This is a genomic window from Pantoea sp. ME81 (genome assembly GCF_903970985.1).
GTDB lineage: Bacteria > Pseudomonadota > Gammaproteobacteria > Enterobacterales > Enterobacteriaceae > Pantoea > Pantoea communis.
The window spans coordinates 1-17,064 of record NZ_CAJCKS010000105.1; the positions used below are offsets into that span (position 1 = coordinate 1).

Sequence of the window (17,064 nt, forward strand, 5' to 3'; positions counted from 1 at the left end):
AGCTCCGGGTGGTCCCATACGGTGACGTTCAGCACGTCGCCAATGCCCACGCGATATTCGTAGCTTTGAATCTCGGTCTGCAGCGCCGGGTTGGCCTGCGCAACCAGTGGCTTCGGACGCATCTGTTCAACCAGACGCGGCGTCAGCGGGAAGACGTTGACGTATTTATCGATGTCAAAGTTGCTATCCTGTTGCTCAATGACATCTTTTCCGCTAGTGGAAAGGTGCGAACCTGGTTCAATGGTGCACCCGGAGAGAAAAGTTGCGGATACCAGTAAAGGTATCAATTTAATTTTCATTATCATCTGATTCTTCGCTATCAGTTAATGATTGATAGAGGCGAAAACGCCGCTGTGTAGCGTCTTATAAAAAAATAAAACTGACGGGTTAAACACTGAAACTGTGGGTCATTATCATGCGCTCCCTTGGTTTTATGTTGTCACCGTGCCCTGAGACGACATCAATTAAAGTCGGTGATTACCCTGCCGGCAAAGCACCGACTCTATTCAGGCTCGATAATGGCAGTTGTCAGTTAAGGCACTCCCAGCACCGGCATTTCAGACGGGGATAATGATTTCGTCCCCTGCCCTTCTACTCTCAATAAGCGCCATCGCGTTTCAGTACGACACCCACTGTCTTAAACAGGATCGCAATGTCATTCCACAGCGACCAGTTTTTGACATACCACGAATCGAAATAGACGCGCGTTTCATAGTCAACGTCGTTACGACCGCTAACCTGCCACAATCCCGTCATGCCGGGTTTCGCCATCAGGTAATAATCAACATCACCGGCATAACGACAGAGTTCGTCTTCAATCACTGGACGTGGGCCCACCAGGCTCATGTCGCCGCGTACCACATTCCACAGCTGCGGCAGTTCATCCAGACTGGTTTTACGGATGAAGTGGCCAACTTTGGTAATACGCGGGTCATTCTTCAGTTTGAAATCTTTATCCCACTCGGCGCGAGCGACCGGATCGGTGCGCAGGACTTCCTCCAGCACCTCTTTCGAGTTGATCACCATCGAACGGAATTTAAGGCATTTGAATTTACGTCCGTTCAGGCCGACACGTTCATGACCGTAAATCGGTGGGCCGCCATCGCGTCCAACCATAAAGCCGAGGACCAGCAGCGCCGGTGACAGCGCAATAATGATGCCGAGTGCGCCGACGATGTCGAAAGCACGTTTCAGGAAGCGCGAAGTGCGTTTCGCCAGATTATTGTTCACGCGCAGAATCATCACTTCATGGCTGAAGATGTAGGCCATGTCGGTACCGTAAAGGGGCACGCCGCGCAGAGTTGGAATCACTGAGACTGAACGGCAGTTATGCATTGCCAGCATTTTCAGCCAGTTGTCACGATGCTGGCTCTGTTCAAACTCCACTGCCACGATGAACTGGGTTTCGCTGTGCGTCAGCTGCCACAGCTCTTGTTCATTGTGCAGTACCGGTACGCCAGAGATGCTGGCCTGCGGGCAACTGCCATCAACATCGAAGAACGCAATGACATCAAACCCCATCACCTCTTCGCTCTGCAGCGCCTGCCAGGCTTCTTCAGCATTACGGCTACTGCCGATGATGATGGTTTGTTTTTTCCACATACCGAAGTGATTCAGTACGCGTTTAGAGATGGCGCGCGCCAGCGGAATTAATATCAACGCCAGAATCCAGGTAGTCACCCAGACAAAGCGCGACATCTGCCATTGCGATAATGCTGAAATTGACAAATCGATGACAGAAAAAATAAGAATGGTACGAAATATCTCTTTCAGCTCAAACCAGAATGGCTTGCGATAGGTGTAATGACGCAGGCGAACCCAGAACCAGCCTACGCAAATAATCGATAAACAAACGTGGGTGGCGATTTTTAAGTGCAGGTATTTTTCAGATATATCTGCCAGTGGAGAATCTGTGAACGAATTAATCACCGCCAGAGCAATAAACAATGCCGCGTTGAAACAAATTAAATCCGAGCACGCCAGTAAAATTTTAGTGAGGAGACTTTTATATGTAATTTGGTTATCGCGCATATTTAACTCTTTTATTTTATTTCCCTAATCCCTAACGCCTCTGCCCTGTGTAATAAATGAGCGATATATCCACTGCTAACGGGGAGGCAATCTGCGGCAAACGCTCCGGTGTTTATGCCAATTCTCTTTTTAGTAAAGCCAAAGAATTGCAATAAATACCAACAGATTAGTCTGACTTCCCTTGCCACGATTTAGCCCTAATCTGAACGGAGAAAAGCACTTCAGGCACGCTACCGCCCTTGGCTGTCGCTGCCAATACCGCTGCAATCGCATCTATTTTCATCGCACTCACTGAGATTATTCTTAGCCAGCGGCAGGCTAATCCCGTGCACGATCACAATTCATAACATTAAGAAGCTAAACAGCGCGCTATTAACAACTTCGGCGCAGACATTTACTAACACGTTGCTATACTAGTTATTACTGGCTTGTTTACAAGTAGGCCCCGTGTCCCCTGCACTATTTTAGGAAAAAGACTACCAGCCATAAGTATTGATGCCATCCCTTTCAGCCCATTCCTGCGTAAAATTCAGAATAATTCGATACTCACCTTCGGACTGCTTCGCATTAAAAACGTACGCTTGCGCGTGAATATTAGAATTAATCGTCACTATCACGATGCGGTGAAGTTTATCCATACATTCATCTTATCGACGAAATGTACCTTCTCAGAATATGCCTAAAACTCCGGGCAACAGGGTGATATCGCGCGATTTGCCTCATTTGTACCTTGCCTGCTGATTCACTATCATCAGACAAAACGCATTTTCAGACATTCAGGTGATGAAAGCATGATGGAGTGGATCCTCGATCCGTCGCTCTGGGCAGGATTAGTCACGCTAATCGTTCTCGAGTTGGTGCTGGGTATTGATAACCTGGTTTTTATTGCCATTCTGGTTGAAAAGTTACCGCCTGCGGCGCGTGACCGTGCGCGCGTAATCGGTTTGCTGTTGGCGTTGCTGTTGCGACTGGTGTTGCTGGCATCGCTATCCTGGCTGGTGACTCTCACGCAACCGCTGTTTACCCTGTTCCAGCACAATTTCAGCGCCCGCGATCTATTGCTGCTCTCCGGCGGGCTGTTTCTTCTTTATAAAGCCACGACGGAACTCAATAGTCGTCTGGAAGGTAGCGACGAAGAGAGCGGTCAAAGTAAGAACGGTGCTAAATTCTGGCCAGTGGTCGCGCAAATTGTGGTGCTGGATGCCATCTTTTCGCTTGATGCGGTGATTACCGCTGTAGGCATGGTGAACGAACTGCCGGTAATGATGGCGGCGGTCACCATTGCCATTTTACTCATGCTGCTGGCGAGTAAGCCGCTCACGCGCTTTGTGAATGGTCATCCAACCATTGTGATCCTCTGCCTAAGTTTCCTGCTGATGATTGGCTTCAGTCTGGTGGCGGAAGGCCTCGGCTTTATTATTCCGAAGGGCTATCTCTACGCGGCGATTGGTTTCTCAATCGTGATCGAGATGTTTAATCAACTGGCGCTGTTTAATCGCCGCCGCTTCCTCACCGCCGGACGCCCGCTGCGCCAGCGTACCTCTGAAGCCGTGCTGCGCATATTGCGCGGTGAAGCCCAGCGTGCCGAACTGGACGCCGATACCGCCTCATTGCTCAGCGACAGCGATGAAGGTGCGTTATTCAATCGCCAGGAGCGGCGCATGATTGCCCGTGTACTCGGTTTAGGGCAGCGGCATATCAGCAGCATCATGACGTCACGCCACGATATTGAGCACATCGATCTGAGTGAAGATCCGGCCGCGATCATGGCTAAGCTGGATAACAATCAGCACACCCGCATCCTGGTTACTGAACACGGGCACGATCCGCTCGGCGTGGTGCATGTGATTGATTTGCTTCATCAGTCGCTGCACAGTCATTCTCTCGATTTACGTGCTTTGGTGAAACAGCCGCTGATCTTTCCCGAACGCCTGACGTTATTGCAGGCACTGGAGCAGTTCCGTCACGCCCGCACCCATTTTGCGTTTGTGGTCGATGAGTTTGGATCGGTGGAAGGCGTGGTCACCCTGAGTGACCTGATGGAAACCATCGCCGGGAATCTGCCGAATGAGGGCGAGGAAATTGATGCGCGTTATGATATCCAGCCGTTGCCGCATGGCGGTTGGGTGGCGAACGGACATATTCCTCTGGAAGATTTGGCAGCCTATGTGCATTTGCCACTGGATGAGAAACGTAATTACCACACGCTGGCCGGATTATTAATGGACAGCCTGCAACATGTGCCTGAAGAGGGAGAAGAGTTACAGGTAGGGGATTATTTATTGCGTACGCTGCAGGTGGAAAATCATCGGGTACAGAAAGTGGAGATTGTGCCCGCGCCTGAGCCTGGGCGGTAACAGACGCCGTTATGCCCATCAAACCAGGCATAACGGCATTTTACGTGGATTAAGGTTGTTGCACCGCAGGCTTTTGGCGATCCAGCCACTCGTTAAGGCGCGACTTCGCTTCACTCTGCAACTGCTGGCGCACCACATCGTCAACCGGCAGTGAGTACTGCAAGTTGTTCCAGCCACCGTACATCCGCAGTGGAATTGCCTGGCCATTGAGCAGAGTCGCTAGCTTATCGTCGCCTTTCCAGCCGCGCAGCATCATATTGAAGGTGACGTCGAGCTGTTGGTTCACCACATCAACCGTGCCTTTGGTCTGCACTGCCAGCCGGTTACTGCCACCCTGCAGATCTGGCATGACAACCTTGCCCTGATTCAGGCTAATACGACCGCTCAACTGCTGAATCCCCTGATCGTCCGGCTCATCATTGGTCACGCTATTGCTCACGCGCGCCACGGCACGGCGCACCATCTGTTGCAGATTAAGTTGGGCGAGTTGCAGGTTGGTGGCCTCCAGCTCGGCATTACCCTGCCAGTTACGCTTCGCTTCATCCACGCTCAGGCCCGTGCCGCTGAGATCGCCTTTCAGGGAGACCGTGCCCTGCAAACTCTCCGGCAGTTCCAGCGCTTTCATTAAAGGTGCAATGGCGATGTTTTCAATTTCCGGCTGCAGGGCGACTTTCGTCACCGGCTGGCGGATATCAATGCTGCCCGGGATCGAGAAGTGCCCATCGCCGATCTTCCCCTGCAGTTTGTTCAGGGTCATCAACCCGTCCTGATTGCTGGCATCGATCTGCAGATTGCTCAGCGTCAATCCGCGCCACACGCTGGAATCCGCATTCAGGCTCAGCGTTAAATCCATCAGATTTAACGGCGAGTCAGCGTTGGTACGCGTGCGTGGTTCAGCAATCACCGGCGTGCGCGTCACGCTGGCGTGCTGTGGGGTGCTGTTGTCGCTGGCGGGCGCGCTGGCCATCAGATTATCAAGATTCAATGTCGTGGCGTGTAAAGCCAGATTGAGCTGCTGCGGCATCATTAAACGCCCTTCGGCACTGCCATCCAGCGTGCTGTCGTTGGCCGTCAGCTGCATCTTTTGCAACGAGAATTGCTGTTTATCGGCATTCCACTCACCCTGCCCGCTCAGCGCACCTTTGATGCCCTGCGGCGGGAGGTTAGCGCCGTCCAGCGTGTAATCCATCTCTTCAATCTGCCCCACCAGCCGATGCGGATACTGCGCCACATTCATCTGCCCTTTAAGGTTGACGCTAACATTACGCTGATTGCGTGAAATGCGCGTGGCGAGTTCGATGCTGGCATTTTTGCTGGCATCCTGATCGAGGTTGAGATTGAGATTACGGAAGTTATATTCATCGCCACCGGGCTGCTGCCAGATCAGCAGACTGTCGGCGAGGCGCAATTTAGCAATGTCGAATGACCAACCATTGGTGCGCGTCACCACCGGTTCCGCGTCCGTGGGGGCCACCGGTGAACCGCTCGGTTTCTGGGCGGCGCTGTCAGGCGTGACGCGAATGACGGCATTTTTCAGCATCACCTGGCTGACGCTTAGCTGATGCGACAGTAGCGGCCAGAGGTTGACATCAAGACGCATATTTTCTGCGGTGACCATCGGCTGACTGGCGCCAGGTGCGGTCAGGCTCATGCGCCCGGCGAGAATACTGAGTTGCGGCCAGACGTGCCAGCGCAGGCCACCGCTGACTTCAAGTTGATAACCACTGCGCTGTTCTACCTGCTGTACCATATAGGTACGAAAGTCGTTGGGATTGACCAGCAACACCAGTGCCGTCATGCCCGCCACGACCACCACTAACAGGATGGCCAGCGTCGTTATCACTCTTCTCATAATCCCTCATCACCGTCATTCTTCATGCTGCAGCGGCATTGGCTGCGTTCATTTACCCCAGTCACACACTGATGCCAGCTACCGGGGATTCACCCTCTTACCGCTTTGCCGCACGTTGAATCATTTAGGCGAACATCAGTCTTTGTCGATACGACTGGCATCGGCACCCTGCTGACCACGATATTTTGCATCTTCGCGGCGGTTATAAGGGCGTGCCGCTGGGCCAGACAACGGTTCAAAGCTCAATGCGCCAATCAACATGCCCGGACGCAGCGCCAGCGGCAGCTTACCGGAGTTGTAGAATTCCAGCACAATGCGGCCCTGCCAGCCTGGATCGATACGGTGTGCCGTCACGTGCACCATCAAGCCCAGACGCGCCAGCGAGGAGCGGCCATCCAGCCAACCCACCAGATCATCCGGAATCGTGACCGATTCCAGCGTCACTGCCAGCGCTAACTCACCCGGATGCAGGAAGAACGCTTCCCCTTCCGGCAGCACAATCTCATCGCTCATTACGCGATCCAGTGCGGCGCTGACTTCGTGTTTTGGACCACTCAAATCAATAAATGGCGCAGTGTGACCACTGAAGGTGCGGAACTGATTGCCGAGGCGCACGTCCACGGTTGCGCCATTAATGCGCTCAACCGGTGGGCGCGGGTCAATCGCCAGTTTACCGTTGTCGAGCCAGGCTTCAATGTCGCGATCGCATAATCTCATCGCAGAGTCTCCATGCTTTAAGTGTAGCGAAAGGTCGCCACTGTTGTGACAACCTTCACGCGTCACGTCCATCCGGACGCAGTATTTTCAAAGATATTGGTTAATCTTGGCTTTGAGAATATCGATGGCGATGCGGTTCTTCCCGCCACGCGGCACGATAATGTCAGCGTATTGTTTGGAAGGCTCGATAAACTGCAGGAACATTGGACGCACGGTCTTCTGATACTGGCTCATCACCGAATCCATGGAACGACCACGCTCATTCACATCGCGCTTCATGCGACGCATCAGACAGATATCCAGCGGGGTATCTACGAAGATGGAGAAGTTCATCTCCTGACGCAGACGCGCATCGGTCAGCAGCAGAATGCCCTCAAGGATGATCACTTTTTTCGGCTTAAGATGAATACAGTCACTGGTGCGCGTGTGTTCAACGTAGCTATAAACCGGCAACTCAATATCCTGACCCGCCTTTAACGCGCGCAGATGCTGCAACAGCAGATCGTGGTCCATCGCGCTGGGATGGTCATAGTTGGTTTTCACCCTCTCTTCCATGGTGAGGTGGCTCTGATCTTTGTAGTAGGCATCTTCGGGGATCACACCGATATGCTCGTCACCGACCTGGTCACGGATTTCACGATAGAGCGTGCTGGCAATAAGACTTTTTCCGGATGCGGATGCACCTGCGATGCCAACGATCACGCACTGATGAGACTTGTCAGTCATACTTTTTTAAGACCTGATAACTGGAGCCAATTGAAGCCGAAACCGCAATGGGCCGATTGAGAGGGTTAGTTGGCGGCAATTATAGGTATTTCACCTGTTTGATGCCAGAGAAATGGGCCCGCCGCTTTTCAGAATATCCCCTTTTGCAGCCAGATGCTTAATCGATACACTGTTCTCCTGCCTGAGTGGTGTACCCCCCAGGTTGACTCAATAAAGCCCAAGGAAAAATATGAGTTGGAAAACCCTGACCTATTTTGGTGACAGCATGTTGCTGATCCCGACCGCCGTGATTATCGCGCTGGTGTTGCCGTGGAAAAGCGACAACCGCCAAACTGTCTGGTATTGGCTGCTCGCTTTTGGCCTGGCGGGCCTGCTGGTTAGCCTGTCTAAAATTCTGTTTCTCGGGTTTGGCATTGGCAGCGCCAGATTTAACTTCACCGGATTCAGCGGCCACAGCGCCATGTCAGCAACGCTTTGGCCAGTGATGATGTGGCTGGTTTCGGGCCGCTTCCCCACCTTTTGGCGCGCATTCACCATCGGTATTGGCTATCTGATCCCGATGATGGTCGGCCTGTCACGCCTTGTGATCCACGCGCACTCCTTCAGTGAAGTGCTCACCGGCCTGATGCTGGGCTTTACGCTGAGCAGTGCATTCCTGTTGACACAGCGCCGCACCGCTCTGAAGGGCTTCAGCCTGGCGCAAGTGTGTGTCGCCCTGCTGGTGCCGCTGGTGTTGATGAGTCATGGCCGCGTGGCCACCACGCAGCAATTTCTTGAACGTTTTTCCGCCCATCTCGCCGGATTAGAAAAACCCTATACGCGCGCCGATCTGTTTCGCGATTAATCATTTTTCTGTCAGGGCCAAAACTTTCATTGAATCAGGGCTAAACCAGATTCTGCGCAGACATCTTAGACAGATGTGCTAGCATGCAAAACAGAGAATGATTGGCGCATTTTTCGACGTGTAACGAATGCGCATTGCTGGATTCGTGCATGACCCTGGAAATATTAACCTCACAGGATAGACCGCAAAGAAAATGGCTCAACGCACTGTTTTTGGGTGCATTGGCCTTTTTACTGACGCTATTTTGTCTCGAACTGATTGTGGTCAGCGGACGCATTTCCCCGCTTTGGTACTCCACCGCCCTGATGACGGTGGTGGTGTTCCGCGCCCCTTCAAAACATGTTCCGCTGCTGCTGTTCAGCTGTGTCATCGGCACCTCGCTGGCCAATTTAATCGTCATCGGTCCGGCGCTGAGCAACCTTAAATTTGCCATCCTGAATATGGTGCAGGCCATTCTCGGCGGCCTGATGTTGCGCGCGCTGCTGGATCGCAGAAATCCCCTGAATTCGCTGCTCGATTGGGTGCGATTTGCCGTCTGCGCCGGTTTGATTGCGCCGCTGATTGGCGGTGTGGTGGCGGTCTGGATGTTGCAGGTGGGGCATCGTGCGTCATTGCCCTTCTTTTCTACCTGGGTGATCTCCGAAGTGATTGGCGTGCTGGCATTCGGCCCCGTGCTGTTGTTATGGCCCAACAAGCCGCTGCGTCAATTAATCACCCCCGGTCGTCAGCTGGAAACGCTGCTGACACTGATCGTCACCCTACTGGCCAGCTATTTGTCGCTGCGTTTTCTGCCGTGGCCGTTCACCTTTATTGTGGTGATCCTGTTTTGGTGCGCGGTGCGGCTACCGAAGTTTGAAGCTTTTGTCCTGTTCTTCCTGAACGCCAGTTTCATCTCGATTCTACTGGCTTTTAACTTTGTTAACCTGGCACAAACCGGCTTGTTACTCGGCCAGGTCAGCACCTGGTTGCCATTCCTGTTAGTGCTGCTCCCCAGCCACGTGATGGCGCTGGTGATGGATGCCTTCCAGCGCGAAAAACACCATATTAGCGAGAGTGAAACCCGCTTCCGTAATGCAATGGAGTACTCGGCAATTGGCATGGCGCTGGTGTCGCCTAACGGTGGCTGGCAGCAGGTCAATCAGTCGCTGTGTCAAACGCTGGGCTTTCCGGCTGAAGAACTGAAGAAACTCACTTTCCAGCAAATTACCCATCCCGACGATCTCAACACTGATTTGCAACAGCTGGAGCGTCTGGTGGCGGGTGACATCATGACCTACACCATGGAGAAGCGTTACTTCCGCAAAGACGGTGAAATCGTCTGGGCACGCCTGACGGTGTCCATGGTGCGTGACGCCGAACATCAACCGCTCTATTTCATTTCGCAAATCGTCGATATTTCGGAACTGAAACAGAGCGAGCAGGTGAATCGTCGCCTGATGGAGCGCATTACTCTGGCTAACGAAGCGGGCGGCATCGGCGTGTGGGAGTGGAATCTGCTGACCGGTGAAATGCTGTGGGACAAGCGCATGTACGAGCTGTTTGCGCTGGGCCCGCATCAAATCCCCACTTATGATCTCTGGCTGCATCTGTTGGAACCGACAGAACGCGAAACGGCCGCGCTGATCGTGCAGCAGGCGATTGAACGGCGCAGCGCTTTCCATATGGAGTACCGTGTCAATCTGCCCAGCGGCTCGCGCTATGTGCGCACCGAGGCTAACCGCATTCTCAGCCAGGATGGTCAAATCGAACGCATGCTCGGCATCTGTCAGGACATTACGCCACTGCGCGCGCTCAACGAAGCGCTGTTCCAGGAAAAAGAGCGTATGGCGATCACCCTCGATTCGATTGGCGAAGCGGTGATCAGTACCGACGATGAGATGCGCGTGACCTTTATGAACCCGGTGGCCGAAACGCTGAGCGGCTGGCCTCAGGAAAAAGCGGCGGGAGTGGCGTTAAGCGAGCTATTAAATATCACGCGCGGTGCTAACGGTCCGCGCGTAGAGAATTTACTGCTGTGTAACTTGCCGGGCATAAAAACTTCACCCGACCTGGAAGAAGAGCTGGTGCTGCACACGCCGGAGGGTGTGCAGGTGGAGATTCACTACAGCATTACCCCTTTGAAAACCCTCACCGGCGCCAGCATCGGTGCGGTGATGGTTATTCAGGATGTCAGTGAATCACGCAAAATGATGAAACGCCTCAGCTACAGTGCTTCACACGATATGCTGACGCGGCTACCGAATCGCCATAGCTTTGAACAGCAACTCAAACGCGTGGTGAACGATGCTGCGGCCAACAACACTCAGCATGTGCTGGTGTTTATCGATCTGGATAAATTCAAAGCGGTGAATGACAGCGCAGGTCACGCAGCAGGCGACGCGCTGCTGCGTGAACTGGCGGAGTTGATGCAAAAACACCTGCGCAGCAGCGATCTGCTGGCGCGTTTGGGCGGCGATGAATTTGGCGTGTTGCTTCCGAACAGTCACGTTGACCAGGTGCGCGAGGTGGTTCAGCGCATTGTCACTTCGGTCAACGAATACACTTTCCTGTGGCACGATCATCCTTATCATGTGGGCGCCAGCGCCGGGATCACGCAGATTGATCAGCACAACTGCATCCGCAATGTGGTGATGTCACAGGCGGATGTCGCCTGCTATAGCGCGAAACATGCGGGCCGTGGTCAATATCACGTTTATCAGGAAGTACAAATGTGATCATTGCCAGCCCGCGCTGGCTGCGCTAAAGTCGCCCCCTTTTTTCTGGCATGGGGGATAAAATGTTCATTGGATTCGATTACGGCACGGCCAACTGTTCTATCGCGGTCAGCGATAACGGTACACCGCGCCTGCTGACACTGGAGAAGGGTCAGCGCCTGCTTCCCTCCATGATTTGTGCACCCACGCGTGAAGCAATCAGCGAATGGCTGCACCGCCATCATCAGGTGCCGACACCGGATACAGAGGGTACCGCGCTGCTTCAGCGTGCTCTGCGCTATAACCGCGAAGAAGATATCGAAGTGACCGCGGCAAGCGTGCAGTTCGGCCTGACCGCGCTGCAACAATATATGGTGGACCCGGAAGAAGTGTGGTTCGTGAAATCACCGAAATCTTTCCTTGGTGCCAACGGCCTTAAACCACAGCAAATCGCCTTCTTCGAAGATCTGGTGTGCGCCATGATGCTGCACATTCGCCAGCAGGGCGAAACCCAACTCGACCGTCCGATTGAGCAAGCCGTGATCGGCCGCCCGATCAACTTCCAGGGTCTCGGCGGCGAAGAGGCAAACCAGCAGGCGCAGGGTATTCTGTTGCGTGCGGCGAAGCGTGCGGGTTTCCGCGACGTGGAATTCCAGTTCGAACCGGTTGCCGCCGGGCTGGACTTTGAAGCCACACTGGAGAAAGAGACGCGTGTGCTGGTGGTGGATATCGGCGGCGGTACGACCGACTGCTCGATGCTGTTGATGGGCCCAGAGTGGCGCAATAAAACCGACCGCCGTGAAAGTTTGCTGGGCCACAGTGGTTGCCGCGTGGGCGGTAACGATCTCGACATTATCCTCGCGTTCAAAACCCTGATGCCGCTGCTGGGTCTCGGTGGTAACACGCAAAAAGGCACCGCCCTGCCCGCACTGCCGTGGTGGAATGCGGTGGCGATTAACGATGTTCCGGCGCAAAGCGACTTCTACTCTGCCGCGAGCGGTAAACTGCTGCGCGATTTGATTCGCGATGCAGAGCAAGGTGACAAAGTGGCGCACCTGCTGAAAGTGTGGCAGCAGAAGCTGAGTTATCGTCTGGTGCGTGCGGCGGAAGAGAGCAAAATCGCCTTGTCCGAATTGCCGGAAACCGAAGCGTCGCTGGCGTTTATCGCCCAGTCATTGCAGGCTGATATCAGCGCCACGCAACTGGAAGAAGCCATCAACCAGCCACTGGAGCGCATCCTGGAGCAGGTGCATCTGGCACTCGCCACCTGTGAAACCAAGCCGGAAGTGATCTACCTGACCGGCGGCAGTGCACGTTCGCCAGTGCTGCGTGCGGCATTGCAGCAGGCCTTGCCGGACACGCCAATTGCAGGTGGTGATGACTTTGGCTCAGTGACCGCCGGTCTGGCGCGCTGGGCAGAAGTGATGTTCCGTTAACCCGGTTGCAACCACTTTATCGCGCATTGTGCAGATGATTGATCCACTGCCCGATGCGCAATGAATTACGCCGGTAACAAGCAAAAAAATGGCGGCCACCCTGGCCGCCATTTTCATGTGTATCCGCGAATCAGAAATTAATGTTCGCCGCGATGCCGCCAACAAACGCATCTTTCACTTCACTCACTGCACCCGGCGCCACCACATATTGCAGGTTCGGACGCAGCTGCAGCCATTTGGTCAGCTGAGCGTTGTAATAGATCTCGTAGTTGTATTCCGAGCCATCCTGAATCGGCAGATAGGTCGGGCTGTTGAAGTCAGTTTCGCCGTTAGCGTTGTTCTGCTCACGCAGCGAACGGGTATAGGCGCTGTTAACGTGGATGCGCGCCGCACCGACACCGATTTCATCCTGTGGACGCGCATCAAACGGCCCTTTCCAGGTGAAGCTGATGGACTGATAGTTGTCGGTTTTCGATGTTTTGTGGTCGTTCATCACTGCCTGTACCGTCACGCCCAGACCACGGCTGGCATCCCCGCCCTGCGCTGTCAGTTGCTGTTGCAACAGCACATAACCACCGTAGGCGTGATCCTGGCTCTGATAGGCCCCATCGCGCCAGCTGCCGTAATTATCGCTGTTGGCAGACGAGTAGTAATACCCGATACGGTAGTTACCCGGCAGTTTGTCGGCACCGAAAGTCGGTTTCCAGCCCAGTTCCACCGGCACCATATTGCCTTCGGAATTGCTGGTGTCGAGACGGAAGCCATCGCCGCGATCGTAGTTGGAACTGTTCTGGTTATAGAAGCCGACCTGGAAGAACACTTCCGGCGTGATGTTGAACTTCACACGGCCGCCCCACTGGGAAACCGGCCAGTTAAACCAGCGATCGCCACGCCAGTTACCCGCCTGACCACTACCAAAGGCCAGGTTCTGGAACTTACTGTCGAAGTTATCGAAGTCTTCACCGACAGTGACACGACCGGCTTTCAGGTTAACCGCGTCATCAAACAAACCTTTGCTCAGCCAGAACTGCGTCAGGCGCCAGGTTTGTCCACGGCCATACACTTCCTGCGTTGAAGAGAGCATGCCCGTGCGACGATCGGCGACCTGATCGGAGATGTTTTGCCCATTACGGTCAGTGATGGTCATCTGGAATTGCGCATCCTGCCAGTTCAGCAGTTTTTCCAGGTCAAAGTTGGCGCCAAACGCCCACTGATCGCTGTAACGCATGGATGTGTTGGTATCCGCGCCGCCGCCGAGGTTAGAGGCGCTCTCCATGGTGTAGTTGACGTCGAATTTAATGCCGTCTTTTTCCAGCTGCGTTCGGGAACCACCCCAATCGCCAAACATGTAAGGTGAGTCATAGCTGAAGGCATCAGCCGCCATTGCTGATGTACTCAACATCGCAAACATCAGGGTGCCCGCTGCCAGACGGGGCATATGCTGCACTGCTTTTTTTCTGTTCATGATCATTATTCTTTTGTGATGTAACGGGAAAGGATCGAACAGAGGATAGTGCTGGCGTTATGTCAATTTTTGCAAATATGTGCGCAGTGTTTGACAGGGTGATAGTTAATTAACGCAATTGTGACAAGGGTCTATGAATGAATATCTTTTTACAGAAATGGCATTTTTTGCATGGCAAAAAAACAAAATAAAGCGGGACGCCGTCGCGTCCCGTGAAGGTTACGCCTTACTGGCGCTCGCCAGTTCCTCGATCTCTTGCTTACTCAACTCTAACTCAGTGGCTTTCACCAGTTCGTTAATCTGCTCCAGCGAGGTGGCACTGACGATCGGTGCGGTGATGCTCGGGCGCGCAATCTGCCACGCCAGCGCGACCTGAGTCGCTGATGCATCGTGCGAAGCCGCCACATCCTCCAGCGCTTCGACAATGCGTTTGCCGCGCTCGTTAAGATACTTTTCGACGATGCCCTGCCCGCGTTTACTCTTGCTGGCATCTTCCGGCTTTTTGTATTTGCCGCTCAGGAAACCGCTGGCCAGCGAGTAGTAGTTAATCACGCCGAGGCCATTTTTAACCGCCACCTGCTCCAACCCACCTTCATAATCCTGGCGGTCATACAGGTTGTATTCTGGCTGTAGCGTTTCATAGCGCGCCAGCCCCTCTTTTTTACTGATATCCAGCGCTTCCTGCAGGCGTTTTGCGTTGTAGTTGGAGGCGCCAATTGCACGCACTTTGCCTTCTTTAATCAGCGAATCAAAGGCTTTCAGTGTATCGACCAGCGGCGTATCCTGGTCGTCGCGGTGCGCCTGATAGAGATCGATCACATCGGTTTGCAAACGACGCAGCGAATCTTCCACCGCCTGACGGATGTAAACCGGTTTTAGCCCGGTTTTCTCCGGAGACAGCTCCATCCCCACTTTCGTCGCCAGCACAATACTGTCGCGCTTGCCGCTCTTTTTCAGCCATTTACCGATGATGGTTTCAGACTCGCCCCCTTCATTACCGGGAGCCCAGCGCGAATAAACGTCCGCGGTATCGATAAAGAACAGCCCTTTTTCTACCAGCGCGTCGAGCAGTGAGAACGAGGTTTTCTCGTCGACTGTCCAGCCGAAAACGTTGCCGCCAAAAGTGAGAAGCGGAACCTGAATACCACTGTCGCCAAGCTGACGGGTTTTCTGTTGACTCATTTTGTTCTCCTTATTGAAACGAGACATGACTGCCTTTGAGCTTAGCAAAGGAAATCGCTGCGCTTATGCGTTTTCCTGCCAAAATGTTTACGTAATATGAATACTTAGCGCCTCAGGGGCGATATTCTTAATTCCTTCAATTTTTGCCCGGCCCGGGCGTCTACAATCATTTCGTTTGCGAAACGGCCATTTTGCTTTCGCATTTGGGGAATACGAAACCGCTGGAGAGCACGCAAGCAGATGAACAGTCGACTGAAAACAAGCCTGATAACACTTGTCGCGATCGCCGCAGTCGCGGGCGGATATTACTGGTGGCAGCATCCTGCGGAACCGAGTAAGCAGCCGCAAGCCGAGGGCCAGCAGCATCATGGTCGCGGCGCAGGCGGCGCAAATCGCCGTCCTTTAGCACCGGTGCAGGCCGCTGCCGCAACAACCCAGAGCGTGCCCTACTATCTCAGCGGGCTTGGCACCGTCACCGCCGCCAATACCGTGACGGTTCGCAGTCGCGTTGATGGCCAGCTGATGGCATTGCATTTCCAGGAAGGTCAGCAGGTGGCAGCGGGTGCACTGCTTGCCGAAATCGATCCCCGCCCATATCAGGTCGCGTTAATTCAGGCCCAGGGCCAGCTGGCAAAAGATCAGGCCACGCTCGCCAATGCACGTCGCGATCTGAGTCGCTATGAAAAACTGGCGAAAACCTCACTGGTGTCGCAGCAGGAACTGGACACGCAACGCTCGCTGGTGAGTGAAACGCTGGGCACGATTAAAGCCGATGAAGGTAACGTCGCCAGCGCGCAACTCAATCTCACTTACAGCCGCATTACCGCACCGATCGCCGGTCGCGTCGGGTTGAAGCAGGTTGATGTCGGAAATTACATCACTTCTGGCGATACCACTGGCTTAGTGGTGATTACCGAAACCCATCCGATTGACGTGGTGTTCAGCGTTGCCGAAAACAACATTAGCCAAATCCTCAAGGCACAGAAAAGTGGACAGCCGTTGATTGTCGAAGCCTGGGATCGCAGTAACAAAACCCTGCTCACCAGCGGCACGCTGCTCAGCCTCGATAACCAGATTGATGCCACCACCGGCACCATCAAACTCAAAGCGCGCTTCGATAATCAGGATGATGCGCTGTTCCCCAATCAATTCGTCAACGCGCGTCTGAAAGTGGATACGCTGCAGGATGCGGTGGTTATCCCAACGGCTGCGCTACAAATGAGCAACGACGGCCACTTTGTCTGGGTGGTCAACAGCGATAACAAAGTGAGCAAGAAGCGCGTAACGGCGGGCTTGCAGGACAGCCAGAAAGTGGTGATCAGTGCCGGGCTCGACGCCGGTGAGCGGGTGGTCACTGACGGATTGGATCGTTTGACCGAAGGTGCCACTGTTGAAGTGGTATCACCGCAAAGTACCGCCACACACAGCACGCGCGCCGCCCAGCCTGCCCGTGGAGAGCGTCAATAATGCAGGTGATGCCTCCTGACAGCAGCGGCGGTCCGTCACGCCTGTTTATTCTGCGCCCGGTGGCGACCACGCTGCTGATGATTGCCATTCTGCTGGCGGGCGTGCTCGGTTACCGCTTTCTGCCGGTATCGGCGCTGCCCGAAGTGGATTACCCGACGATTCAGGTGGTCACGCTCTACCCTGGCGCCAGCCCGGATGTGGTGACGTCCTCGATTACCGCCCCGCTTGAACGTCAGTTCGGCCAGATGTCAGGGCTGAAGCAGATGGCATCGCAGAGTTCCGGCGGTGCCTCGG

12 protein-coding genes and 1 pseudogene are annotated in these 17,064 nt (G+C 54.1%); 6 read left to right on the plus strand and 7 right to left on the minus strand.

Features of this window, described 5'->3' with window-relative positions; genetic code table 11:
- Both H7A81_RS17780 and wbaP read right to left on the minus strand, forming a co-directional pair.
- Nucleotides 1-299 (minus strand): annotated as a pseudogene (locus H7A81_RS17780) (polysaccharide export protein Wza); the annotation flags it as partial.
- Between the two features lie 298 nt (nucleotides 300-597).
- A complete protein-coding gene (gene wbaP, locus H7A81_RS17785; RefSeq protein WP_160868032.1) occupies nucleotides 598-2,031 on the minus strand; it encodes an undecaprenyl-phosphate galactose phosphotransferase WbaP in 1,434 nt (477 codons plus the stop codon).
- Nucleotides 2,032-2,822: 791 nt separating this feature from the next.
- Here wbaP and H7A81_RS17790 point away from each other — a divergent pair.
- Nucleotides 2,823-4,388: a TerC family protein gene (locus tag H7A81_RS17790; RefSeq protein ID WP_182058264.1), complete on the plus strand. Its 1,566-nt coding sequence runs from the start codon at nucleotides 2,823-2,825 to the stop codon at nucleotides 4,386-4,388.
- Nucleotides 4,389-4,437: 49 nt separating this feature from the next.
- Here the strand turns inward: H7A81_RS17790 and asmA are convergent, their stop codons facing one another.
- The 3 genes from asmA to udk all read right to left on the minus strand — a co-directional run bounded on the left by asmA (nucleotide 4,438) and on the right by udk (nucleotide 7,683).
- On the minus strand, nucleotides 4,438-6,240 hold the full coding sequence (asmA, locus tag H7A81_RS17795) for an outer membrane assembly protein AsmA (protein ID WP_182058265.1): 1,803 nt from the start codon (nucleotides 6,238-6,240) through the stop codon (nucleotides 4,438-4,440).
- Between the two features lie 135 nt (nucleotides 6,241-6,375).
- On the minus strand, nucleotides 6,376-6,957 hold the full coding sequence (dcd, locus tag H7A81_RS17800; protein ID WP_034824828.1) for a dCTP deaminase: 582 nt from the start codon (nucleotides 6,955-6,957) through the stop codon (nucleotides 6,376-6,378).
- A gap of 87 nt (nucleotides 6,958-7,044) precedes the next feature.
- Nucleotides 7,045-7,683 carry a uridine kinase gene (gene udk, locus H7A81_RS17805; RefSeq protein ID WP_034824830.1) on the minus strand — a complete coding sequence of 213 codons (639 nt, stop codon included), beginning with the start codon at nucleotides 7,681-7,683 and terminating at the stop codon, nucleotides 7,045-7,047.
- Nucleotides 7,684-7,912: 229 nt separating this feature from the next.
- On the opposite strand from udk, the gene H7A81_RS17810 reads away from it, so the two are divergent.
- The 3 genes from H7A81_RS17810 (at nucleotide 7,913) to yegD (ending at nucleotide 12,656) form a co-directional block, all read left to right on the plus strand.
- The gene (locus H7A81_RS17810) at nucleotides 7,913-8,527 is read left to right on the plus strand and encodes a phosphatase PAP2 family protein (RefSeq protein WP_034824832.1); all 615 of its coding nucleotides are present in this window, start codon (nucleotides 7,913-7,915) and stop codon (nucleotides 8,525-8,527) included.
- Nucleotides 8,528-8,676: 149 nt separating this feature from the next.
- Entirely contained in the window at nucleotides 8,677-11,241 is a 2,565-nt protein-coding gene (locus tag H7A81_RS17815; RefSeq protein WP_182058266.1) for a diguanylate cyclase, read from the plus strand.
- A 62-nt stretch (nucleotides 11,242-11,303) separates the two neighbouring features.
- Nucleotides 11,304-12,656, plus strand: a complete 1,353-nt coding sequence (yegD, locus tag H7A81_RS17820; protein WP_034824834.1) for a molecular chaperone — start codon at nucleotides 11,304-11,306, stop codon at nucleotides 12,654-12,656.
- Nucleotides 12,657-12,786: 130 nt separating this feature from the next.
- Here yegD and H7A81_RS17825 read toward each other — a convergent pair whose 3' ends face one another.
- The gene (locus tag H7A81_RS17825; protein ID WP_034824836.1) at nucleotides 12,787-14,127 is read right to left on the minus strand and encodes a carbohydrate porin; all 1,341 of its coding nucleotides are present in this window, start codon (nucleotides 14,125-14,127) and stop codon (nucleotides 12,787-12,789) included.
- Between the two features lie 213 nt (nucleotides 14,128-14,340).
- Nucleotides 14,341-15,303, minus strand: a complete 963-nt coding sequence (locus H7A81_RS17830) for an aldo/keto reductase (RefSeq protein WP_182058267.1) — start codon at nucleotides 15,301-15,303, stop codon at nucleotides 14,341-14,343.
- 240 nt (nucleotides 15,304-15,543) lie between these two features.
- Between H7A81_RS17830 and H7A81_RS17835 the strand changes: the two genes are divergently transcribed.
- Nucleotides 15,544-16,770 carry an MdtA/MuxA family multidrug efflux RND transporter periplasmic adaptor subunit gene (locus tag H7A81_RS17835; protein WP_166936179.1) on the plus strand — a complete coding sequence of 409 codons (1,227 nt, stop codon included), beginning with the start codon at nucleotides 15,544-15,546 and terminating at the stop codon, nucleotides 16,768-16,770.
- Nucleotides 16,770-17,064 (plus strand): efflux RND transporter permease subunit (locus H7A81_RS17840; RefSeq protein WP_182058268.1); only part of this gene is annotated, 295 nt, incomplete at its 3' end. The genes H7A81_RS17835 and H7A81_RS17840, both read left to right, overlap by 1 nt.